The organism is Agarivorans sp. Alg241-V36, assembly GCF_900537085.1.
Classification (GTDB): domain Bacteria; phylum Pseudomonadota; class Gammaproteobacteria; order Enterobacterales; family Celerinatantimonadaceae; genus Agarivorans.
In genome coordinates, this window is record NZ_UNRE01000006.1 from 172,206 (window position 1) to 195,239 (window position 23,034).

Consider the following 23,034-nt stretch of genomic DNA (forward strand, 5'->3'; position numbering starts at 1 on the left):
TCATGCTACTTGGTGCTCTGCGTTCACTGCTACTAACATTGTGGCGTTTTTCTATTATCTATAGCTCGATTGTGATCGCCTGGCTGTATTGCCGAATTATGAACGTAGATTTTGAAATAGTGGATACAGGCACCAATCAGCATAAAACCATCATTGTTGGCTTGTACTTGGTTTACCTTGGGCTATGGTGGTGGTTAAACCCTTACGTAGTGCGTAATCGTCGCCACTAACGGTAACGCCAGTAAGCGGGCAAAAATAACACCAGCACCGTTAATACTTCTAGCCTTCCCAATAACATGCCCAGAGACAATAACCACTTGGCTGAATCAGGCAAAAGATGAAAGTTATGGTCGGGCCCAATCACCCTGCCCAAACCTGGGCCTACGTTGGCTAAGGCGGTCATTGCACCAGACAATGCGGTTATTGGGTCTAAACCCAGCAAGGCTAAGCCGCTAGCGAGCAAAATTAAGGTAAAGAAAAAGGCAAAGATAAAAGCCACCAGTGAGCGAATATGCTGCTCGCTTACCACCCGGCCGTTGTAGCGGTGTGGATAAATTCCATTGGGATGAACCAGCTGTTTAAGTTGGCGCGAAAACAAACCGCTGGCCAGTTGAAAACGGAATATCTTTATCCCTCCGGAGGTTGAACCTGAACAGGCCCCAACCAGCATTAGAAAGATAAACAATACCGTGGTGAAGTTCCCCCAGTGACTAAAATCGGTTAAGCCATAACCGGTGGTAGTTACTATGGAAATGATATTAAAGATGCTGATGCGCAGCGCGTCTAGCAGCGGGAAAGTGCCATGCAACCATAGCCAGATACTCATCATGCCGCCAACAACCAAGATTAGGCTTACAAAGCCTCTTACTTGGGCGTCGCGCCAAATATAGCGCGGGTCTTTATGGCGAAGCGATTGCACTAACAGTAAAAAGGGCAGGCCACCGAGTAACATAAATGCACTGCCAACCCAGTGGCTGGCATTGCTAAAGTGAGCCATTGATTCATCGGAGGTGGAATAGCCGCCGGTGGAGATGGTGGTCATGGCATGGTTAATCGCTTCAAACCAATCCATGCCCGTTAAGTGATAAGCGCCGGCACACAAAATGGATAGCAGCAGATACACCTTGAGCATGTTGCTGGCTACGTTCTTGGTCTTGGGTGTGTTTTTATCTGACCAATCCGAGGATTCGGTTTGGAACAAGCGCATGCCGCCAACATTCAGAAAGGGTAAAATCGCCACGCTTAAAACAATGAAACCAATTCCACCAATCCATTGCAGCATAGAGCGCCACAACAAGGCGCTTTTGGGCATGTCATCTAAGCCGGCCAGCACCGTAGAGCCAGTAGTGGTAAGCCCAGACATGGTCTCGAAAAAGGCATCGGTGAAGCTAATATGGTCAATGCGATACAGTGGCAGGGCGCCAAAGATGCAGGCAACTAACCACACCGTAGTGGTGAGTAAAAACATGCCTCTCACCGAGAGCTTAAAGTTGGGTTTTTTACCCCAGCGAATTAAGGCAAAAGCAACGGTTTGGGTGACGATAATTGTGTAGAAAAACTCAACGTAATCTGGCTCATCATACGCCATGCCCAAGGCTAAAGGCGCAAGCATGAGCAAGCTGAGTTTAGACAATACTAAACCCGTTACAAACATGATGGGCCGAAGATCGGGGGCAATCATCATGTTAAAATTAGCCTACAAGAAGAAAGGACTAGGCTGGAATAAACGTTCTACTTCAGGGATAAACTTCTTATCCACTAAGAACATCACTACGTGGTCGTCTTGTTCAATTTGGGTATCGTCGTGAGCAATAATTACTTCGTTGCCACGCACCACTGCGCCAATGGTAGTACCCGGTGGTAACTTAAGTTCGCCAATACTGCGGCCAACTACTTTAGATGTATTGCTGTCACCATGGGCGATTGCTTCAATAGCTTCAGCAGCACCGCGACGCAGTGAGTAAACATTAACAATATCGGCGCGGCGAACGTGGGTAAGTAGAGCAGAGATTGTAGCTTGCTGTGGTGAGATAGCAATATCAATAGTACCGCCTTGCACCAGCTCCACATAAGCGCCTCGTTGAATCAGCACCATCACCTTTTTCGCACCCATGCGTTTGGCAAGCATGGCCGACATAATGTTGGCTTCGTCATCGTTGGTTACCGCAATAAATACATCAACTTGTTCGATGTTTTCTTCGCTGAGCAACTCTTGATCGGAAGCATCGCCACAAAACACGATGGTATTGTTGAGCATTTCTGCCAGTTGCTCGGCACGGCGTTGGTTACGTTCAATCAGTTTAACGCTGTATTGGCTCTCTAAGCGTTTCGCTAGCGCTGCACCAATATTGCCACCACCAACAATCATTAAGCGTCGGTAGGGCTTCTCAAGCTTCTGTAGCTCGGCCATTACCTTGCGAATGTGGTCACTGGCGGCAACAAAAAATACTTCGTCGTCGGCTTCAATCACCGTGGTGCCTTGTGGGCGAATGGCTCGGCCTTGACGGAAAATAGCCGCCACTCGCGTTTCGATATCGGGCATGTGGTCGCGTAATACCGACAAGGCATTGCCCACCAACGGGCCACCGTAATAGGCTTTAATCGCCACTAGGCCAACTCGGCCTCGGGCAAACTGCATTACCTGCAAGGCACCCGGGTAATCAATTAAGCGGCTTATGTAGTCGGTAACCAGTTGTTCGGGGGCAATCAGGTGGTCAAGCGGTACAGCTTCATTACAAAACAGCGCTTCTTTCTCGGCCAGCAGCTCTTCTGAGCGAATACGTGCGACTTTGTTTGGGGTATTGAAAAGGGTATAAGCAATTTGGCAAGCCGCCATATTGGTCTCGTCGCTGTTGGTTACAGCAACCAGCATGTCGGCGTCGTGTGCCCCCGCTTCGCGTAATACGCTGGGGTGGGCGGCATGACCAAACACTACCTGTAAATCAAATTTATCTTGCAGCTCTCGTAGACGGTCTTGGTTAGTATCTACTAGGGTGATATCTGATTTTTCACCCACTAAGTTTTCCGCTAACGTGCCACCTACTTGGCCCGCTCCAAGAATAATGATTTTCATTTGCTAACAATACCTTAAGCGTTTATTGCTATTTTTTAGTGTTACTCTTGATGGCGCGAAAGGCAAGCCTAAGCGGTGGTTTTCCGAAGTCGAGCATAATAAAAACCGTCCATGTTATTGTTGCCGGGTAAAAGTTGCCAACCAGGTTGAGCTGCTGTTTCATCTGGGTTAATTGGCATTAATTCAGCATCATCGGTTTGTTGCAAAAATGCCGCGATTTGTTGGCTATTTTCATCTGGCAATACCGAGCAGGTTGCGTAAAGCATCACGCCGCCAGGCTTTAGCTGTTGCCAAAGCGCCTCCAAAATCTCTTTCTGTAGTTTAACCAATTCAGCTATATCACTGTCACGGCGCAGCCACTTAATGTCTGGATGACGGCGAATAACACCGGTTGCCGAGCAAGGAGCGTCTAGCAAAATGCGGTCGAAAGGCTGGTCATTCCAGCGCTCTGGCTTGCTAGCATCATTACAATGCAAGGTGGCTTTAAGCCCAATGCGCTCTAAATTCTCGGTGACTCGATTCAAACGTGTTTGTTCGGTATCTACCGCAACCAGTTCATTTAGTGAAGGCTGCAGCTCTAGGATGTGACAGGTTTTACCGCCCGGTGCGGCGCAAGCATCTAATACTCGCTCTCCAGCTTTAGCATCTAATAAGCTGGCTGCCATTTGCGCTGCGCCGTCTTGTACTGAACTAGCGCCTTCGGCGAAGCGCGGCAGTTTGTGCACTGGCTGGGCTTTATCTAAACACAGGGCTTGCTGCGCCAATGTTGAGCTTTGGCTGGAGATCTCTAGAGCGGCTAATTCGGCCTGGTAAGCATCTCGTTCACCTTGCAGGGCGTTAACCCTAATCCACATTGGAGCGTGTTGGTTATTGGCTTCGAGTATTTGTGCCCAGTGTTCGGGATAAGCCGCTTTTAAACGCTTGCTTATCCAGCTGGGGTGGCAATATTGCAAACTGTCGTTGGCAGTGAGTTGTGGCTCTAACTGCTCGCGTTGGCGCTCGGCATTACGTAGTACGCCGTTTACTAGCTTTTTAAGGCTATGTAGCTTTAACTGGCTGGTGGCCGATACGGTTTCTGACACCGCAGCGTGGGCCGGTACTCGCATATAAAATAGTTGGTATAAACCTACCATTAGCAAGAAGTGGCCGTTGCGAATCTTGCCCTTTAAGGGTTTATCCATCAGCTGTTGTAGTACAGCTTCAAAACGCGGTAACCAGCGAAGTACGCCAAAACATAACTCTTTTACTAGGGCGTGGTCGCGGGCGACAACTTGAGGCAATACCCGCGGCAACATTTGGCTAAGCGACTGACCTTGGTCCACCACTTGATACAAAGTGTTTGCTGCGGCGGCGCGGGCGTTAATCTGTTTGGTTTTTGGCTGTTCAGCCATTGGCGCTCTCCAGCTTAGAACCGAGTTCAAACCATTCTTTTCGAGCATTTAGCACATCGGCTGCGGTTAAGGCTTTTTTACCTGGGATTTGAATTTGCTCAAGGCGCAAAGCATCTTTACCGGTGGCCACCACAATGCCGTGTTTATCGGCGGCGATGATAGTGCCAGGCGTTTGCTGGCCAGAGTGCTCCAGCACGCTGGCTTGCCATACTTTGATATTTTTGTCGCCCAGGGTGAAGTAACTCACCGGCCAGGGATTAAATGCACGAATGCAGCGCTCGATAAACTCAGCATCTTGTTGCCAATCGATACAGGCTTCAGCTTTGCTCAGCTTTTTGGCGTAGTTAGCTTGGCTATCGTCTTGCGGTTCTGCGCTAAGTTCACCTTTGGCTAAGCCGTCTACCGCTTTTATCAGCGAGTGCGGGCCTACGTTTGCCAATTTATCGTAGAGTGAGGCGCTGGTTTCATCTTTGGCTATTTCCACTTCATCCAATAACAGCATGTCGCCGGTATCTAAACCAATGTCCATTTGCATGATGGTGACACCAGAGCGGCTATCGCCCGCCCAAATTGAGCGTTGAATTGGCGCGGCACCTCGCCAACGTGGCAATAAAGAGCCATGCACATTAATGCAGCCTAAACGTGGCGTATCTAAAATAACTTGTGGTAGCAGCAAACCATAAGCCACTACCACCATTAAATCGGCTTTTAGCTCTGCCAACTGTTGTTGCGCTTCTTCACTCTTAAAGTTTTCTGGTTGGAAAACTGCAATGTTGTGCTCAAGTGCCAGTTGTTTTACCGGGCTAGCTTGCAACTTTTTGCCTCGACCAGCAGGGCGATCGGGTTGGGTGTAAGCTGCAACCACTTGGTGCTCACTGCCGATTAAAGCGCTTAGGTGGCGCGCCGCGAAGTCGGGCGTGCCGGCAAAGATGATCCGCAATGGCGTCATGCTGTGTATTACCTTTGTGGTGACTTACTTGCGGCGAGCAAGTTTTTCGAGTTTAGTTTTTACTCGTTGGCGCTTAAGTGGCGACAAGTAATCAATAAATAGCTTACCTTTGAGGTGGTCTAATTCATGCTGTACACAAATTGCCAATAGGCCCTCGGCTTCAAATATTTGCTCGTTTCCGTCGGCATCTAAAGATTTTACCGTAATCTTTTCTGCTCTTGGCACTTGGGCGCGATATTCAGGAACTGATAAACAGCCTTCTTCATTTAGCGCTTCGCCATCAGTTTCGATGATTTCAGGGTTAATTAACGCAAGTCGTTGGTCTCGCGTATCTGATACGTCAATCACTACAATTTGCTGGTGAATGTTGACCTGTGTCGCAGCTAGGCCAACTCCTTCCTCTTGATACATGGTTTCAAACATGTTTTCGATTATAGTTTTAACTTTATCGTCAATATTATTAACGGGTTGCGCTATAGTACGCAGGCGTTCATCAGGAAAACGCAATACTTCAAGTACAGCCATAACTTCTGTCTTCAATCAGGTTTTGGTAGATTGTCGGTAATTCTAGTCATTTATGTGACTAAAAAACAGCTTTGGATATAGGGATGTCGCTGGGAGACACTATGAAAGGGAAAAAATTAGTTTGGCTTTGGGCCTCTTTGTTGTTTTTAGTGGGAGGTGCTATTGCTGACACACTTAAACTAAAGGAGGATTTTCCCGAAGTATATGTTGTGAAAAAAGGCGATACCTTATGGGATATTTCTGCCTTGTATTTACATTCTCCGTGGCTTTGGCCGCGCTTGTGGCAATACAACCCACAAGTTGAGAATCCTCACCTGATTTATCCAGGTGACCGTTTGTCGTTAGTGTATGAAGACGGCGAACCTCGTTTAGTGCGTAAACGTATTGTAAAAGTAACGCCGAAGACACGTATCGAAGAAAAGGCTAGCCCTATTCCAACGGTACCACTGGCTTCTATTCGCGCATTCTTGTCACATGACCACATTGCCGATGAAGACATGCTGAAAGGCGCGCCTTATGTATTGGGTGATAATGACGCTCAGTCGCGAATTGCTATTGGTCGTGCAATGTATGCTCGCGGCGAGACTAAGCCGGGCCAATATTACGGAATCTACCGCGTTGCCGAGAAATACTATGATCCGGAAACCAAAGAAGAGCTAGGCCAAGTGCTTAACTTTATTGGTGTTGGAGTGTCTGAGCGTCAGCATGAAGACAACATCACCCAGTTTAAGGTGACTCAGGTACTAAAAGAAATTCGCCAAGGCGATATTATGCTGGAGTTACCAGACCAAGATCGCCTACCTGCCTATTTCATTCCAAATAACAAACAGATGGAAAGCAGTGGCTACATTCTTTCTGCCGCTACTGATACTTCGGTAATGAGCCGTTACGATGTAGTGGTGATTAACAAGGGGACTCGCGATAACGTTGCGCCAGGCGACATGTTTGCTGTAGCACAACCAGGTAAAGTGATGATTGATAAAGTAAGGCGTAAGTCTTATGAAGAAACCGCTAATCACTTCGACCGTGCTTTTAATAGCGATGACGAGCGAGTATCACTACCTAACGAGAAAGTTGGCGAACTAATGGTATTTAAGAGCTATGAGAAATTGAGCTACGCGATTATTACCGATAGTAAAGTTATTCTTCGCCCACACTATTTGGTGGAGAATCTATAGTTGCTACCGAATTTATCGGTAGTTGAATATCTTACACTTGCAGGCGTGCCCCGTTTCTCGGTGGCGCGTTTGCAAGCTGCTTTAAGCCAATGCAGTGTTGAACAGCTATTTGCTGCCGATGCTAACCAGTTGGCCGCTTGGCAATTTACCCCACCACAAATTTCTGCATTACAGCAGCCCAAACAAGCGCGTATTGAACAAGCTCTAGCGTGGCTCGAGCAAGATGATTGCCACTTATTGGGATGCTTTGACCCTCGCTACCCAGAATGTTTACGCAATATTCAGCGTCCGCCACTGCTGCTGTTTGTGCGTGGTAATCCGGCATTATTAGATAAACCCCAGTTAGCCATTGTAGGCAGTCGTCATGCCAGTGTGTCGGGCTTAAACCATGCCAAGCGCTTTGCTCAGCAACTGGCAGAGCAAGGCGTCACCATTACTAGTGGTATGGCATTGGGGATTGATGCAGCGGCTCACAAAGGCGCGCTGCTAGCCAGAGCCGATGCAACCATTGCTGTTGTGGCAACCGGTTTGGATAGGGTATATCCAAAGCGTCATCAGGCGCTAGCGCATCAAATTAGCGAACAGGGCGCAATAATTAGCGAGTTTTGGCCTGGTACAGCGGCTAAAGCTAATCATTTTCCAAGACGAAATCGCATTATTAGTGGTTTGAGTTTAGCCACCTTAGTGGTGCAAGCGGGATTACCTAGCGGTTCTTTACTCACCGCTAATTACGCCGCGGAACAAGGGCGTGATGTGTTTGCTATGCCGGGTTCGATTGATGATCCTTTGCATGCTGGGTGCCATCATTTGATTCAACAAGGAGCTAAATTGGTGACTTGTCCGGTCGATGTAATAGAAGAGTTGGGTGATTTTGTAGGGCAAACTGCCTTGCCCTTGCATGCGGTGGAGAAAAATATGCAAGAACAAGATTTGCCTTATCGTCAATTGTTGGATAACGTAGCTTATGAGACTACGACAATTGATGATCTAGTCTTAAGCACTCAACAACCTGTTGATGCTGTACTGGCTCAGTTAACTGAGTTAGAGATATTGGGTGTTGTGGCCGTTGTGCCAGGTGGTTACGTCAAGCTGAGGAGGAACTAACTATGTTTGATATCCTCATGTATCTGTTCGAAACCTACATTCATAGTGATGTAGAGCTGTTGATGGATCACGATGAGCTTACAGAAGAGCTCAGTCGCGCAGGGTTTCATAAAGAAGAAATCTATAAGGCACTAGATTGGTTGGAGCAGCTTGCAGCCTTGCAAGATAGCGACAAACAGCCTTATTTAAATCCTTCTGAGATTCCCTCATTACGGGTGTATACCGCACCAGAAATTGCCAAGTTGGATGTACCGTGCCGAGGCTTTTTACTGTTCTTAGAGCAGATGAAGGTACTTAACGCGGAAACCCGTGAAATGGTAATTGATCGCGTAATGGAACTTGATGGACCAGAGTTAGAACTGGAAGATTTAAAATGGGTCATCTTAATGGTTCTATTTAATGTTCCGGGCAGTGAGTCGGCTTATCAGCAAATGGAAGAGTTATTATTCGATTTGGGTGATGGTCCGCTGCACTAAGTACTGACTCAACGATAAAAGGTGCGCTGCAATTAAGGCCGTGCACCGATTATTGCTTCGATAAAGGCTGTGCTTGCGTCGAATCAATAGCCTATTCGCGCCATTTTGTTATGCTTAGCAAAGTTTAACGAGGTGTCAGCATGTCTAAGATAGATCCAAAGTTATTTTCTGCCCACGAACACGCCTTAGAAAAAGAATACGACGTTTGCCCAAAATGTGGTGGCGAGCTTCAGCATCGCAACAGTAAATCTGGCCCGTTTTTAGGCTGTAGCCAATACCCAAGTTGCGACTATAGTCGAGCCTTGCACCAACAAGATCATTCTTTAGATAAAGTGCTGCCTGGGACCGAGTGCCCGGAGTGTGGTGAAGAGTTAATGCTGCGCCAAGGACGTTACGGTATGTTCATTGGCTGTAGTGCTTTTCCTAGCTGTCAGCATATTGAATCGGCTCAACCGCAAGCGCAAAGTTCGCCAGATATCAGCTGCCCTTCATGCAATAAGGGCAAGTTGGCTGCGAGGCAATCGCGTTATGGCAAAACCTTTTATGCCTGTAACGCTTACCCTAAATGCTCTTATGCAGTGAATGATCAGCCTATCGCCAAGCCATGCCCAGATTGTGGCTGGAAGCTTTTGGTGTTGAAGAAAACGGCAGCCGGTAAGCGAGAAGTATGTCCGCAAAAATCCTGTAGTTATAAAAGTGCTCCTTTGGTGGAGTCTTAGCAACAGCGGCGATACCAAGCAAACCTACAAAAAAGGAGAACTCACTGTTCTCCTTTTTTAGTTGCTTGCAGGGCTCTAGGCTTCTACGTCTAACTCTTTGAGCTTACGGGTAAGCGTATTGCGTCCCCAACCTAACAATCTTGCGGCTTCTTGTTTGTGGCCGTGGGTATGCTCTAGCGCGGTAGTGAGCATGATGCGCTCAAAGTCAGGCATGGCTTCGCCAAGTATGTCGATTTGTCCAGAGACTAACTGCTGAGAAACCCAGCTCTTAAGCAGCGAACGCCAGTTTGCATCGGCAGTTTCGCCGGTTTCTGTTACTACTGGTTGGCTTAACTCTGGCGGAAGATCTGCCGGTAGCACTTCTTGACCACTGGCCATTACCGTTAACCAACGACAAACGTTTTCTAACTGCCTCACGTTGCCTGGCCAAGCCAATTGCATCATGAATCGCTGGGTATCTTTGTGCAGTAATTTGCTCTCTACGTTTAACTCTTTGGCGGCTATCTCTAAGAAATGCTTAGCTAAAGCCGGAATGTCTTCTCGGCGTTCACATAAAGAGGGTAGGTGGATGCGAATTACGTTTAGGCGGTGGAATAAATCTTCACGGAAGTCGCCTTCGGCTACTTTTTTCTCGAGGTTTTGGTGAGTTGCGGCAATGATTCGCACGTCAACCTGCACGGGAGAATGACCACCTACGCGATAAAACTGACCGTCGGCTAATACTCTTAACAAGCGAGTTTGAATATCCAGTGGCATATCACCAATTTCATCCAAAAACAGGGTGCCACCATTAGCTTGTTCAAAGCGGCCGTGGCGGATGTTATTGGCGCCGGTAAATGCACCTTTCTCGTGACCAAATAGCTCCGATTCAATTAAATCTTTTGGAATCGCTGCCATGTTTAAGGCAATAAAGCTGCCGCTGGCGCGAGGGCTGTGTTTATGCAGAGCGTGGGCGACTAACTCTTTACCGGTACCAGATTGGCCATTAATGAGTACCGAAATGCTTGAGCGAGATAAGCGGCCAATGGCGCGAAACACTTCCTGCATGGCAGGGGCTTCACCAATAATTTCTGGTGCCGGAGAGCTAGGTTTGTTGTTTGCTTTATTGCCTTTCTGTTCACGAGAAACAGTGACTGCACGCTCGGTTAAGGCAACCGCTTCATCAATGTCGAAGGGCTTAGGCAAATATTCAAAGGCACCGCGCTGGTAGGCGTTTACTGCACTATCTAAGTCTGAGTGGGCGGTCATAATAATAACCGGCATCTCTGGAAAGTGGCTTTGGATCTTCTCTAATAAACTCAAACCGTCCATGCCGGGCATGCGAATGTCTGAGATCACTACGTCGGGTTGCTCATAATCAAGCTGCTGTAGCATCATTTCGCCATCGGCAAAACTCAAGCAATCGTAACCTGCAGTTTTTAACGCTTTTTCTAACACCCACCGAATGGAGCTGTCGTCATCAACGACCCATATTGTTGCTGCCATGTTAGTACTTCCTTAACGTCTGAGAGGAAGGTGAATGGTAAATTCGGTATGACCTGGCCAACTGGCACATTCAATCTTCCCTTTATGCTGATTTATTAAATTTTGTGCAATAGACAAACCTAAACCGGTTCCGCCTTCTCGGCCTGTTACCATAGGGTAGAACAGGGTATCGAGTAGCTCGGTAGGTATGCCTGGCCCGTTGTCGATAATTCTTATTTCTGCGGCGAGCTTAAAACGCTGGCCGGCGATAGTGGCTTGATGTGCAGTACGGGTAACGATGTTGATGTTACCGCCGTTTTGGCCAAGTGCTTGTACTGCATTTTGCACGATGTTGAGAAATGCCTGTAGCAGCTGCTCATGATCCATTTCAAAATCAGGAATGCTTGGGTCGTAGTCGCGCTCAACACTAATACCCACGGGTAAATCAAGCTTAACCAGCTGCCTTACTTTCTCGAGCACTGAATGAACATTGTGCAGTTCATGTAAACCTGGTCGCTGCGGGCCAAGTAATCGATCAACCAGTTTTCTTAAACGGTCGGCTTGCTCGATAATAATGCCGGTGAATTCTTTTAACTCTGGATTTACCAACTCTTTTTCAAGTAGTTGGGCTGCGCCTCGTAAGCCGCCAAGTGGGTTTTTAATTTCGTGGGCTAAGCCGCGAACCAGTTCTTTGGCTGCCTGTTGTTGAGCATGTTGATAAAGCTCTTGGGATATTTTCTTTTGCTGGCCAATGGCGCGCATTTCTAGCATCAGCAAATTTCTGTTCTGATTGTTGATACTTGTGGCTGATAGCTCTACCAAGGCGTGGTGACTATCAAAAACCAAGGTGACTTCATTGTCGGTGAAGCTTTGCCCCGAGCCACATACGGCATCGAGTTTACCGAGATCCAGTGAGCTATGTTTAACTTGAGTGGCTAGCGGCTCATCAATAAGCCGCTTAGCACTTTGGCCGAGTAGTTGTTCTGCAGAGGCATTTACGTATTGAATCTTTAGTTCTGCATCAAGCAGCACAATGGCGGTAACTTGATTTTCCAATACTAAGCGCTCTAGCCCAGAAATATCTAACACTACTCTCTCCTGAATGATGCGCACCAAGTTGGTGCTCTTGCACTGAGTTTAAGCTCAAAAAGCAGAGAGTGACAAATTAGCCTCCCCCTGCTGCGGCCGCTCCGGCGCCAAATGCGTTAGCGCGGTGCAAGAATACGGTTATGGGCTTAGACGATGCAATTTCCTTGCCTGAATCATCAACTAGCTGCACCTGAATTGTATGGGCGCCGCGATCAATGTTGGTGAGCTGGAAGCTACCCATTTTAGTGATTTGCCCTTGTGGTACACCATCAAGCACCAACTTGTAGCCCATGCTGTTTAGGGGCACCGGTGTAGAGCTAGCACTGATTGATATTTTACCTTCGTTGTCACGAATGGTTTGCTCGTGGCTTGGGCTGGTAATATTAACTTGATACTGAATGGGTTTTTGTTTCTTCTTCAGTGGCGTGCGCGGTGTAACAATTGGGCCGTCGGTGGCTGGTGGTGCCACATCAACTTTTAGTTCTGTTGCGCCAACTTGGGGACGGTCAGAGAAATGGGTAATACCATTTTCATCCACCCATTGGTAAATTTTGTCAGCCGCTTGAACGCCAAAGACTGCGCCGCTGATTAATAAAGCTATAGCAAACCATTTGCTCATTGATAATTCCTCCATTCAATTTGCTAAAGGTGGGCAAAAACGTATTGAAAAGCAATAAAAAAACCCGCTTTAAAGCGGGTTTTTTAAGCCGTGTAACGTTTTGTTTATACGCTGTAGTACAATTCAAACTCAACTGGGTGAGTTGTCATGTTGATGCGCTCAACGTCAGCAGATTTCAATGCGATGTAAGAATCGATGTAATCGTTGCTGAACACGCCGCCAGCGGTTAAGAAATCGCGGTCTGCGTCTAGGCAAGCTAGTGCATTTTCAAGTGAAGTTGCCACTTGCGGGATTTCAGCTGCTTCTTCTGCAGGTAGGTCGTACAAATCCTTGTCCATAGCATCGCCAGGGTGGATTTTGTTTTTGATCCCGTCAAGGCCAGCCATCAACATTGCAGAGAATGCTAGGTATGGGTTAGCTGTTGGGTCAGGGAAACGTACTTCAATACGACGCGCTTTAGGCGATGGTACTACTGGAATACGGATAGAAGCTGAACGGTTACGTGCTGAGTAAGCAAGCATAACAGGTGCTTCGAAGCCAGGTACTAAACGCTTGTAAGAGTTAGTAGAAGCGTTAGCAAAAGCGTTAATTGCTTTTGCGTGCTTGATGATACCGCCAATGTAGAACAATGCAGTTTCAGATAGGCCGCCGTATAGGTCGCCAGCAAATAAGTTTTCGCCGTCTTTCCAAATTGATTGGTGAACGTGCATACCGCTACCGTTATCACCAACAACTGGCTTAGGCATAAAGGTTGCTGTTTTACCGTAAGCGTGAGCTACGTTGTGAACAACATACTTAAGAACCTGAGTTTCATCAGCTTTTTCAACGATAGAGTTGAATAAAGTTGCGATTTCGTTCTGACCAGCAGTTGCTACTTCGTGGTGGTGAGCTTCAACAGTTTGACCCATTTCTTCAAGAACTAGACACATTGCTGAACGTAGGTCTTGTGAAGAATCAACTGGAGCTACTGGGAAGTAACCGCCTTTAACGCCAGGACGGTGACCAGTGTTACCGTCTTCGAAGTGCTTGTCTGAGTTCCAAGATGCTTCATCAGCATCAATTTTGTACATAGAACCTGACATGTCAGTTTTGTATTTAACATCGTCAAACAAGAAGAACTCTGGCTCTGGACCGAAGTATGCTGCATCAGCAATACCAGTAGAGCGCATGTACTCTTCAGCGCGCTTAGCTACAGAGCGTGGGTCACGGTCGTAACCTTGCATTGTAGAAGGCTCAAGAATGTCACAACGAATGTTTAGAGTAACTTCTTCAGTGAATGGGTCTAATACAGCTGTTGCTGCGTCAGGCATCAATACCATGTCTGATTCGTTAATGCCTTTCCAACCTGAGATTGAAGAGCCATCAAACATTTTACCGTCTGAGAAGAAATCTTCGTCAACTTGGTGAGATGGAATAGATACGTGTTGCTCTTTACCTTTAGTATCGGTAAAGCGTAGGTCAACAAATTTAACTTCTTGCTCTTTAAGCAAAGCTAAAACTTCTGCAGACATGTTTTTAACCTCCGGTGTCATCAAAATTGATGGTTCAATCGATTTAATAGTTATTTATACGAATAATCGTGGTTGTGTTGCATAAAGCTAAAACTGTGCCAACACATAAAGTGCTGATTTACATGGCTAAAAATTGATAAGGCATCAATTTAGTGCAGAGCTTTGCACTTTGTTGGTGCTATTCTTGTCCATTTTGGTGCAGTGAGTTTTTGGCCCTAGCTATCATACCCTAATTGGGTAGCTGAAAAACCGTGATCAACTTAAAACTATGAGAATTTGCCGTTTATATGTACAATGGCGCACTTTTTACTTTTACCTCACAATAAAAAGGGCTGAAAGCCGTGCTAGATAAGTTAAGAAACATCGCCATTATTGCTCACGTAGACCACGGGAAGACTACCCTGGTAGACAAACTATTGCAGCAATCTGGAACCCTACAAACGCGTGGTGATGCTGAAGAGCGGGTAATGGACTCGAACGATCTTGAAAAAGAACGTGGTATTACCATCTTGGCAAAAAACACGGCGATTGAGTGGAACGATTACCACATCAACATCGTAGACACCCCTGGACACGCAGACTTCGGTGGTGAGGTAGAACGTGTTTTGTCTATGGTTGATTCAGTATTGTTGTTGGTAGACGCCCAAGAAGGCCCAATGCCACAAACTCGTTTTGTTACTCAGAAAGCATTTGCTCAAGGTTTAAAACCTATTCTGGTAATTAACAAAATCGATAAGCCAGGCGCACGTCCTGATTGGGTAATGGACCAAGTATTCGATTTGTTCGATAACTTAGGTGCTACCGATGACCAGTTAGACTTCCAAGTTGTTTACGCATCAGCGCTAAACGGCTGGGCTAGCTCAGAAGAAGGTGTTGAGACAGATAACATGGAACCTCTGTTCCAAGCTATCGTTGATAATGTTGCACCACCAGAAGCTAAGCCAGGCGAAGGTTTGCAAATGCAAATCTCACAACTTGACTACAACTCTTATGTAGGTGTTATCGGAATTGGTCGCGTATCACGCGGTTCAATCAAAACTAATCAACAAATCACTGTTATCGGTGCCGATGGTAAAACCCGTAACGGTAAAGTAGGCCAAGTATTGGGCTACTTAGGCCTTGATCGTCACGAAGTGAAAGAAGCCAATGCTGGTGACATCATCGCTATTACTGGCTTAGGTGAGTTGAAAATTTCTGATACGATTTGTGATCAGAGTAACGTAGAAGCGCTACCGGCACTTTCTGTAGACGAACCTACCGTAACTATGACTTTCCAAGTAAACACCTCTCCGTTTGCTGGTAAAGAAGGTAAATACGTTACTTCACGAAATATTCTTGAGCGTTTACAACAAGAGTTGGTACACAACGTAGCCTTGCGTGTAGAAGAAACTGAAGATCCAGATAAGTTCCGTGTATCTGGTCGTGGTGAGCTGCACTTAGGTATCTTGATTGAAAACATGCGTCGTGAAGGTTTCGAGCTGGCGGTATCTCGCCCAGAAGTAATTCTACGCACCGTAGACGGCAACCTAGAAGAACCATACGAAGTAGTCACTATTGATGTTGAAGAAGAGCATCAAGGTAGCATTATGGAGCAGCTTGGCTTACGTAAAGGTGAGTTAACTGATATGTCTCCTGATGGTAAAGGCCGTATTCGTATGGACTTTATGATTCCTTCTCGTGGCTTGATTGGCTTCCAAACGGAATTCATGACCTTAACCTCAGGTTCAGGTTTGCTCTACCATACTTTTGATCACTATGGTCCGCATAAAGGTGGTGTAATTGGTCAGCGCCAAAATGGTGTATTGATTTCTAACGCTACAGGTAAAGCACTGACTTACGCTTTGTTTAATCTTCAAGAGCGTGGTCGTTTGTTTACTCAGCATGCTGATGAAGTATATGAAGGTCAGGTAGTGGGTATTCACACTCGCGATAACGACCTTACCGTTAACTGTTTGAAAGGTAAGCAGCTAACTAACGTACGTGCATCAGGTACTGATGAAGCGCAGGTACTGTCACCACCAATCGTAATGACCCTTGAGCAAGCGCTTGAGTTTATTGATGACGATGAATTAGTAGAAGTAACGCCGGAGAATATCCGTATTCGTAAGCGCCACTTAACTGAAAACGAGCGTAAACGCGCTGGTCGTCCGCCTAAGTCTTAATCTTGACTTAGCGTTAAAAAGGCAGCCTAGGCTGCCTTTTTTGTCTGAACAAGGGAAATCTAGGGATTTCCAGCTACAGAGATGGATGTGGCTTTATATCGCCGGCCCATTGAGTGAATTTCAACAAAGCCGACATCTTTACAATATTTAACAAATTCGTTGTTAGTACGTATACCCTGCGAGTGTCGGTGGTTTCTTTGCCTTAAAACTAAAATACAATCTTCAAAATTTAACTCGCCGTAGCTGTAAGTAGTTTTACCCAGATAAGTAAAGATTCGGTGATCATTATTTAATCTTTCTTGTTGTTCAGTTCCATCTGAGCAGATCTCAACCTCACTCACTATTCTGGTCTCTGTAGCTGGCGAGCTCTTGAGTAGCGTAGAGGGGAGCTTAGGCTCAAACTTCAGTGTTCCTGAACCGCTGCAGCTCCAGTGTTCTGGCTCTTCGCTCCATACGCGGACACCGCTAGTTTCTAAATCATAACCTTCAGAGGTAAGAGTTTCTGTGAAAAGGGACTGAGAACCATCCTCCAATTCTTCTGAATATTGGTAGTCACCGTTTGCATAGTAAGTTTCTGTAGCAAAACCTTTAACCTGCTTGTTGTTATATTCGTAGAAGTAACTTACTTCAAGCTCCAACTCAACATTCGTTGATTCTAGATAGTCTTCAATGAGTATTGCTCTCTCTCCTAAGCTATCTATCTCAACTGCCCCTGTATCCGATATCACAGTCTTGCCATTGACTTTGATCTCCCCATGCACATCTAAACTCGCGGCGTAACAGGGAGTGGACAATAAAAGCCCGAGCATTGAGCATAATATTTGTTTATTCATCACGCGCCCTCGCTATTTTTCGGCATTCAAAATAGGAAGACGGGTCATCGGCAACCTAATTTGTGAACCATTTGACAGCGCCCGGCTGCTGCTTGTCTCAAGTTGCTGATAAGACAAAGTCTCTAACCTTGAGCCTTGATTCGATCTTTCAACTAAGCCTATGTTTTTGCATCGAACCTCCATAGAATCAGAGCTAGAGGGGTAATCATTGTTTACAGTTAAACTGTATGCTCTGACAATAATACATTCTTCTAAAGTAGTTTCGCCTAGCTGATAGCTCGATTGTGCCAAAATGCTATAGATAGTCTTTTCTTCAGTAACGTCATCGTCAACTTCACCAAAGTTGCATTGCCATGTCTTGAGGCTGTCGCCAATTACGGCGTAATTCGCGCCTACAGAGAGACTGTCAGGTAATTCTTGAGAAATGCTCTCATGAACTTCACCACTACAGCTCATAGCACCATCTGCGGTCGCTACTTGGTATTGGTAGCCATAATTTGTGGGAAATTCTTGATATGTATAGCTTAGGTTGTTATCTGAATCCTTGACTGATTCTGTATAGCTACCATCAGTGGCGAAAGCCTCTGTGGAGTAGTAGGTGAATTCGGAGTTAGAGTTATTGGTATGTCTGCGTTCGTAAGTAATGCCACTGACATAAAAGTACTCATCCAGTGATACAGCTGCTGTTGGTCCACTCGCTACCAACATGCCGTTCTCATCTATTACAGTAACACCGTGGACTTTAATTTCACCATACACATCTAGGCTAGCTGCCAGTGCGTTTGCAGAGAGTGTTGCGCTAATTAGCGCAGAAAGAAGAAGCTTATTCATCCTTGATCCTACTTGATGATTAGGTCGCCTTTGACGACTAAAGATTGGTTTGATGTAAGGGCTAGATCGCCTTCAATGGTGGTGGAACTGCCTTCTGACAATTCTAGTTGGCCTGAGTTTTCGGCAATTGCTGCGTTCAGTTCTTCAGCAGTAACGGTTTGCTCGCTTTTGCCTGGGTCAAAACCATTGTTTACTGAGCCTGAGCCATCAGAACCTCCACCGCCGCATGCTGCCAAGAGAGCAATTAAGGCAAGGATGATGAAATTTTTTAGCAAGTTGATTTCCTTATCTATGAATGCAAGTTGAAACTTACCATTAATATTATTGTTGTCAATACCGTGTGGGGGAAACCAGCTATGGCTACTTGAATATTGATCTAGTTGTATCTTGTCGATAAACCTACGTTAATTGAGTTGTTTAGGTTGTTTGAAACTATTCTCTTTGCGCTTAGGAATAGGCATAACATTGCTCTGTTTACGAGATGTTAGTATTAATATCTTCGCAATATACCCGGTGGCGTAATTGGTAGATCTTAGCTACTTCGTTGTCATTGCTACCAATACCGGCTTGAAAGTAATGTTGATAGCGGTCTTCCACCGAAGTCTTAATTTTGATTTAGCGTTGAAAAGGCAGCCTAGGCTGCCTTTTTTGTTGTCTAAAGTTTAACGGCAATGTCTAAATGTCTGTAAGCAAAGAGCTTACCTGATTATTACTTGCGAGTAGTGCGGGGCTAGGTTTCACGGTTTGTTTGATTAGCTCGAACAAGGGCTGGTAAAGCAGCGGTAAATGCTCTTGAAAGCGCTCTAGGGTAATGTGGTAAGCTGCGCGAATGCCATGATAATCAATATTAGGCCCAATTCGGGTCATCTTAATACCAAACATAGATAGGCTGCGGGCAAGTTTTGGCTCAACCATCACATAGGCGTGTTTTATCCCACATTGCTCGGCAACGATGGAAGCGGCTAAATATAAACTCATGGTGATGTAGGGAAAGGTACGTAGCTCTTTTTGACTAAATTCGTTTAAGCCTGCTCCTGCTGGATTTGCGCCATTTTTACGATCAATTTTTCGTCGCCGAAACTGAGTATCTAGTGCAACGCGAGAGACTTCACAAATGCTCTCTTTAGCAAAATTTTCAGGGTGAAGCTCTTGATGGCTAATGGCCGATTTACAAGAGTCTAGCAAGGGGATGCTTTGTTGCTGGTTAGGGCTGACCATTCTTAGGCAACCGGCATCTAAACCAGAGTTAAGGTGTTGCACTCGGCAGTAATGCGAATAGCTGTCGTAAACATCTCGCTCCATTTGCAGCTGATTGCTAGGCTCAAACTGAAATTCTTCGCAATACACGCGATGGCGCAATTGGTAGATCTTCGCCACTTCTTCGTCATTGCTAGCAATACTGGCTTGAAAGTAACGTTGATAACGTTGGGCGAGCTCGTCAGCCTGATGTTGAACTGCAAGTTGCTTGACTGAAGATGCAGACAACTGCAATTTTCGCGGTGCAATGGCGCTGGGTTGTTGATAACTCACTGGAAAACCTAATTAATCCCTTAAATGTCTAGCAGTGCTAGTTATTGTCGATAATTACAATGATATCAATTAGAGGTGTTTTTATGAATTTAGTCACTTTAATTAGATAATTATTGTATGAAACTGTGCTCTAACTCATGTTGGTCACTGTGAAAACCTTATTCATGATATTGGAGTATTGTAGTTTTAATGGGCTTTTTGAGATGGGTGGGTGATGGGGTAGCGATATTCAACACAGGTACGAGTTTAAAGCGCTGTTGTTAGTTCTGAATAGTTATGTGTTTCATAGAACACCATTTGTGGCTTTGTGTAATTATGCCCTCAGTGTCATAAAAGCGGACTGACAATATGAACGATGTTTTCTAATAAGCGGCGATAAACAGGGCGTTTTTTCCAAGCGATGGCATTGATGCGGGTACTTTGTTCTAGGTAGCGCAGCATGATGCGATTTAAGTCTGCCGCGTAGGCTTGGTCATCGATAATTGAGGTCACTTCAAAATTCAGCCACAAGCTGCGCATATCTAAATTTACTGTCCCCACCAAGGCCACTTGCTGGTCAATGAGTAGGCTTTTGGTATGTAACAAACCGCCATTAAACTTATAGATATTTACGCCTGCATCTAATAGCTGTTGGTAGAAGGAATGGCTGGCATAACGGACCAAAAACGAATCATTCCTCGCCGGTAAGATGAGGTTCACTTCAACCCCTCTGCTGGCAGCGGTAACTAGCGCCATTTGCAGGCTTTCGTCCGGCACAAAGTAGGGACTGGTTAATACAATTTGCTGTTTAGCCAGGTATAGCGAGCTAAGCAATAATTGAATAATATGGTCACCAAAAATACCCGGACCTGATGGCATAATTTGCATCCGCTGCTGGCCAAGAGGCTCAGTCGCTGCAAGTAAATCAAGTTGCTCAATCAGGGCTTCGCCGGTTTCCATTTCTATGTCGTAGGCAACCACTGCTTGTAAGTTTAAAGCAGCAGGGCCTTCTACCCTTAGCATTAAGTCTACCCACTGTCCCACGCCACGTTGTTGGTTAAAAAAGCGAGGATCGACTAAGTTCATCGAGCCGGTATAAGCTAGCTGCTGATCAATGGCTACGATTTTCCTATGCAGGCGTAAATCGATGCGTTGTAGCAGCATTCGCACTGGATTGGCATGCAGCGCTTCTACCAAATTAACTCCAGCCTTAGCTAATTGTGCTGACGCGCTAGACTTGAGAAATTCACTAGAACCCACTGAATCAACCAGTAAGTAAACATTCACCTTGCGCTTGGCCGCATCCACTAAGGCCTCAAGCAAAGGCTCTACCAAACCACCTTGTTGAACGATGTAAAATTCCATGTAAATCGTAGATTCAGCTTGCTGTATATCAGCGGTTAGCTGTTTTAAGGTTTCTAGAGAGTCTTCGAAATTGTGCAGTTTGTTGCCACTCAATATAGGTAAACCCAATAGTCGACGAGTGAGTTTGTTGAGCGGTTCGGCAACATCAGAACAAGACTGTTTTACCACGTGAGGAGATTGGTCGAAAAGGTGTAAGCTTTGTTTGTATTTGGCCTCCATTAAGCGCGCGCGTTTTGCTCGCAGTCTGCCTAGGTAGCGCTCACCAAATAGCTGATAGCAAATAATGCCTACCAGTGGCAGAGCGAAAATAAGCAAAAGCCAAGTAAGGGTTACGCCAACCGGGCGACGTTTTAACATTACTTGCAATGCCACTGCTACGATAAGCAGAGCATAGATAAGAAGACCTAAATCAGAGAGAAAGCTATCAAGCACTCGTTGGCCTTTAAACGACAAAGATAGTTTTAATCTAGCACGAAGGGTGTAAAAAAGCCGCTAACTCAAATGAGTAGCGGCTATTAGCTGTTTTACCGTGGCACTTATTAGCTGTGCACTGAGCTAAGGGTTACTTAGTTATCTAGCGTATCGGTGGCAACTTTATAACTAGGATCTTCAATCAAGTTCACTTCTACTGCGCTTCCAGCCTTAGTGAGTAGCTTGCGACACTCTGGGCTAAGGTGTTTAAGGTGAAGTGTTTTACCGGCTTTTTCATAACGCTCTGCCAGGGTATCAATCGCTTCAATCGCTGAGTGATCACTTACCCGAGACTTAGCGAAATCAATCACTACATCTTTAGGGTCGTTAGCAGGGTTAAACAGCTCTAAGAAGTTAGCAGTAGAACCAAAGAATAAAGGCCCATCAAGCTCATAAACTTTATGTTCTTCATCTACGCTAGTGGTAGTTACGTAAATGTGTTTGGCGTGATTCCAAGCAAATACTAAGGCCGATACAATTACACCAATCACAACAGCTACCGCTAAATCGGTGAATACCGTGACCACTGAAACCAATACAATCACAAAGAAATCCGCTTTTGGTACTTTGTTAATCATGCGTAAGCTGGCCCACTCAAAGGTGCCAAGCACTACCATGAACATCACACCCACTAGAGCAGCTAGCGGTATCATTTCGATTAGCGAAGAACCAAATAGAATGAAACCTAATAACGCTAAAGCGGCAGAGATACCCGACAAGCGACCACGACCACCCGAGCGAATGTTAATCATGCTCTGACCAATCATGGCACAACCACCCATACCACCAAAGAAGCCAGTGGTTACGTTAGCCACACCTTGGCCAATACATTCTTTGTTACCATGTCCACGAGTGCCGGTCATTTCGTCAACTACGGTAAGTGTTAGTAGTGATTCAATCAAACCGATTGCCGCCAAAACGATGGCATAAGGGAAGATGATTTTTAGTGTTTCTAGGTTTAAAGGAACACTTGGAATAGAGAAGCTCGGCAAACCGCCAGCAATAGTGGCGTTGGCGTCACCGGTCATACCGCGCACAAAATCAACTACCGTACGGGTATCTAAGTTTAGTACGTGCACGGCCGCAGTGACACCTACAATAGCCACTAGCGAGGCTGGAATAGCACTGGTAAGTTTTGGCAAAAAGTGAATTACTGCCATGGTGATAGCAACTAAACCTAGCATGATCCAAAGCTGGCTGCCTTGCATCCACTCTAATTCGCCAAAGGCATTAGGCACTTTGAATTGACCAAGTTGGGCTAAGAAAATCACAATAGCCAAGCCGTTTACAAAGCCTAGCATTACTGGGTGCGGCACCATGCGGATAAATTTACCCAAATGGAAGACTCCAGCTAAGACTTGCAAAATCCCCATCAATACTACGGTGGCAAATAAATACTCCACACCGTGGTCGGCGACTAAGGCCACCATTACTACCGCTAGAGCGCCCGTTGCTCCCGAGATCATACCTGGGCGACCACCAATGACCGCGGTAATTAAACCCACCATAAATGCCGCATACAAACCCACTAAAGGTTCTACACCGGCAACAAAGGCAAAGGCCACTGCTTCAGGAACTAAAGCGAGTGCAACCGTTAAACCGGAAAGTAAGTCATTTTTGACTGTAGCTCCCCGAAATTTTGGAAATTCAAACATGTTCTTAGGATCCAATAAAGAACGAAAGGAAATGGGGCGGGAGTCTAGCACTTAATGTGATTCAGTTCAAAAAAACATCAGCTTTTGTTCAGCTTTTTTTAGCCAAGTTT

Annotated in this window: 22 protein-coding genes; 6 read left to right on the forward strand and 16 right to left on the reverse strand. The window is 45.8% G+C overall.

The window, feature by feature from the left end; translation table 11 throughout:
- Nucleotides 1–2: 2 nt before the first annotated feature.
- Nucleotides 3–230, forward strand: coding sequence for a hypothetical protein (locus G6R11_RS14855; RefSeq protein WP_163133865.1), 228 nt, complete (start codon nucleotides 3–5; stop codon nucleotides 228–230).
- On the opposite strand, the gene G6R11_RS14860 is transcribed toward G6R11_RS14855, so the two are convergent.
- The 5 genes from G6R11_RS14860 to def form a co-directional block, all read right to left on the reverse strand.
- Nucleotides 227–1,684, reverse strand: a complete 1,458-nt coding sequence (locus G6R11_RS14860) for a TrkH family potassium uptake protein (protein ID WP_370525664.1) — start codon at nucleotides 1,682–1,684, stop codon at nucleotides 227–229. The two genes, G6R11_RS14855 and G6R11_RS14860, sit on opposite strands and share 4 nt — an antisense overlap.
- Before the next feature lie 12 nt (nucleotides 1,685–1,696).
- The gene (trkA, locus tag G6R11_RS14865; protein WP_163133866.1) at nucleotides 1,697–3,073 is read right to left on the reverse strand and encodes a Trk system potassium transporter TrkA; all 1,377 of its coding nucleotides are present in this window, start codon (nucleotides 3,071–3,073) and stop codon (nucleotides 1,697–1,699) included.
- A gap of 68 nt (nucleotides 3,074–3,141) precedes the next feature.
- On the reverse strand, nucleotides 3,142–4,464 hold the full coding sequence (gene rsmB, locus G6R11_RS14870) for a 16S rRNA (cytosine(967)-C(5))-methyltransferase RsmB (RefSeq protein ID WP_205472855.1): 1,323 nt from the start codon (nucleotides 4,462–4,464) through the stop codon (nucleotides 3,142–3,144).
- Nucleotides 4,457–5,413 (reverse strand): methionyl-tRNA formyltransferase, encoded by a 957-nt coding sequence (gene fmt / locus G6R11_RS14875; RefSeq protein WP_163133867.1) that lies wholly within the window; start codon nucleotides 5,411–5,413, stop codon nucleotides 4,457–4,459. The genes rsmB and fmt overlap by 8 nt, the downstream gene beginning before the upstream one ends.
- A gap of 24 nt (nucleotides 5,414–5,437) precedes the next feature.
- Nucleotides 5,438–5,938 carry a peptide deformylase gene (gene def, locus G6R11_RS14880; RefSeq protein WP_163133868.1) on the reverse strand — a complete coding sequence of 167 codons (501 nt, stop codon included), beginning with the start codon at nucleotides 5,936–5,938 and terminating at the stop codon, nucleotides 5,438–5,440.
- Nucleotides 5,939–6,039: 101 nt separating this feature from the next.
- Between def and G6R11_RS14885 the strand changes: the two genes are divergently transcribed.
- The 4 genes from G6R11_RS14885 to G6R11_RS14900 all read left to right on the forward strand — a co-directional run bounded on the left by G6R11_RS14885 (nucleotide 6,040) and on the right by G6R11_RS14900 (nucleotide 9,415).
- Nucleotides 6,040–7,116 carry a LysM peptidoglycan-binding domain-containing protein gene (locus G6R11_RS14885; RefSeq protein WP_163133869.1) on the forward strand — a complete coding sequence of 359 codons (1,077 nt, stop codon included), beginning with the start codon at nucleotides 6,040–6,042 and terminating at the stop codon, nucleotides 7,114–7,116.
- Nucleotides 7,117–8,220: a DNA-processing protein DprA gene (gene dprA, locus G6R11_RS14890; protein WP_163133870.1), complete on the forward strand. Its 1,104-nt coding sequence runs from the start codon at nucleotides 7,117–7,119 to the stop codon at nucleotides 8,218–8,220.
- A 2-nt stretch (nucleotides 8,221–8,222) separates the two neighbouring features.
- Nucleotides 8,223–8,696, forward strand: a complete 474-nt coding sequence (locus tag G6R11_RS14895; RefSeq protein ID WP_016399899.1) for a DUF494 family protein — start codon at nucleotides 8,223–8,225, stop codon at nucleotides 8,694–8,696.
- A gap of 140 nt (nucleotides 8,697–8,836) precedes the next feature.
- Nucleotides 8,837–9,415 (forward strand): type I DNA topoisomerase, encoded by a 579-nt coding sequence (locus tag G6R11_RS14900; protein ID WP_163133871.1) that lies wholly within the window; start codon nucleotides 8,837–8,839, stop codon nucleotides 9,413–9,415.
- A gap of 75 nt (nucleotides 9,416–9,490) precedes the next feature.
- On the opposite strand, the gene glnG is transcribed toward G6R11_RS14900, so the two are convergent.
- The 4 genes from glnG to glnA form a co-directional block, all read right to left on the reverse strand.
- Entirely contained in the window at nucleotides 9,491–10,900 is a 1,410-nt protein-coding gene (glnG, locus tag G6R11_RS14905) for a nitrogen regulation protein NR(I) (protein WP_163133872.1), read from the reverse strand.
- A gap of 12 nt (nucleotides 10,901–10,912) precedes the next feature.
- Nucleotides 10,913–11,968, reverse strand: a complete 1,056-nt coding sequence (glnL, locus tag G6R11_RS14910) for a nitrogen regulation protein NR(II) (protein WP_163133873.1) — start codon at nucleotides 11,966–11,968, stop codon at nucleotides 10,913–10,915.
- 76 nt (nucleotides 11,969–12,044) lie between these two features.
- Nucleotides 12,045–12,587 (reverse strand): DUF4124 domain-containing protein, encoded by a 543-nt coding sequence (locus tag G6R11_RS14915; protein ID WP_163133874.1) that lies wholly within the window; start codon nucleotides 12,585–12,587, stop codon nucleotides 12,045–12,047.
- A gap of 104 nt (nucleotides 12,588–12,691) precedes the next feature.
- The gene (gene glnA, locus G6R11_RS14920) at nucleotides 12,692–14,098 is read right to left on the reverse strand and encodes a glutamate--ammonia ligase (protein ID WP_163133875.1); all 1,407 of its coding nucleotides are present in this window, start codon (nucleotides 14,096–14,098) and stop codon (nucleotides 12,692–12,694) included.
- A gap of 341 nt (nucleotides 14,099–14,439) precedes the next feature.
- On the opposite strand from glnA, the gene typA reads away from it, so the two are divergent.
- Nucleotides 14,440–16,260 carry a translational GTPase TypA gene (gene typA / locus G6R11_RS14925; protein WP_205472862.1) on the forward strand — a complete coding sequence of 607 codons (1,821 nt, stop codon included), beginning with the start codon at nucleotides 14,440–14,442 and terminating at the stop codon, nucleotides 16,258–16,260.
- A gap of 59 nt (nucleotides 16,261–16,319) precedes the next feature.
- Here typA and G6R11_RS14930 read toward each other — a convergent pair whose 3' ends face one another.
- The 7 genes from G6R11_RS14930 to G6R11_RS14955 form a co-directional block, all read right to left on the reverse strand.
- Nucleotides 16,320–17,093 (reverse strand): hypothetical protein, encoded by a 774-nt coding sequence (locus G6R11_RS14930; RefSeq protein WP_163133876.1) that lies wholly within the window; start codon nucleotides 17,091–17,093, stop codon nucleotides 16,320–16,322.
- 12 nt (nucleotides 17,094–17,105) lie between these two features.
- Nucleotides 17,106–17,924: a hypothetical protein gene (locus G6R11_RS14935; protein ID WP_163133877.1), complete on the reverse strand. Its 819-nt coding sequence runs from the start codon at nucleotides 17,922–17,924 to the stop codon at nucleotides 17,106–17,108.
- An 8-nt stretch (nucleotides 17,925–17,932) separates the two neighbouring features.
- Entirely contained in the window at nucleotides 17,933–18,199 is a 267-nt protein-coding gene (locus G6R11_RS14940) for a hypothetical protein (RefSeq protein WP_163133878.1), read from the reverse strand.
- A gap of 199 nt (nucleotides 18,200–18,398) precedes the next feature.
- A complete protein-coding gene (locus G6R11_RS21905; RefSeq protein WP_255494620.1) occupies nucleotides 18,399–18,521 on the reverse strand; it encodes a hypothetical protein in 123 nt (40 codons plus the stop codon).
- A gap of 78 nt (nucleotides 18,522–18,599) precedes the next feature.
- Complete coding sequence (locus tag G6R11_RS14945) at nucleotides 18,600–19,454, reverse strand: PEP-CTERM/exosortase system-associated acyltransferase (protein WP_163133879.1); 855 nt, start codon at nucleotides 19,452–19,454, stop codon at nucleotides 18,600–18,602.
- Between the two features lie 327 nt (nucleotides 19,455–19,781).
- Nucleotides 19,782–21,230: a cardiolipin synthase gene (gene cls, locus G6R11_RS14950; protein ID WP_163133880.1), complete on the reverse strand. Its 1,449-nt coding sequence runs from the start codon at nucleotides 21,228–21,230 to the stop codon at nucleotides 19,782–19,784.
- Between the two features lie 134 nt (nucleotides 21,231–21,364).
- Nucleotides 21,365–22,924 (reverse strand): SulP family inorganic anion transporter, encoded by a 1,560-nt coding sequence (locus tag G6R11_RS14955; protein ID WP_163133881.1) that lies wholly within the window; start codon nucleotides 22,922–22,924, stop codon nucleotides 21,365–21,367.
- Nucleotides 22,925–23,034: the final 110 nt, after the last annotated feature.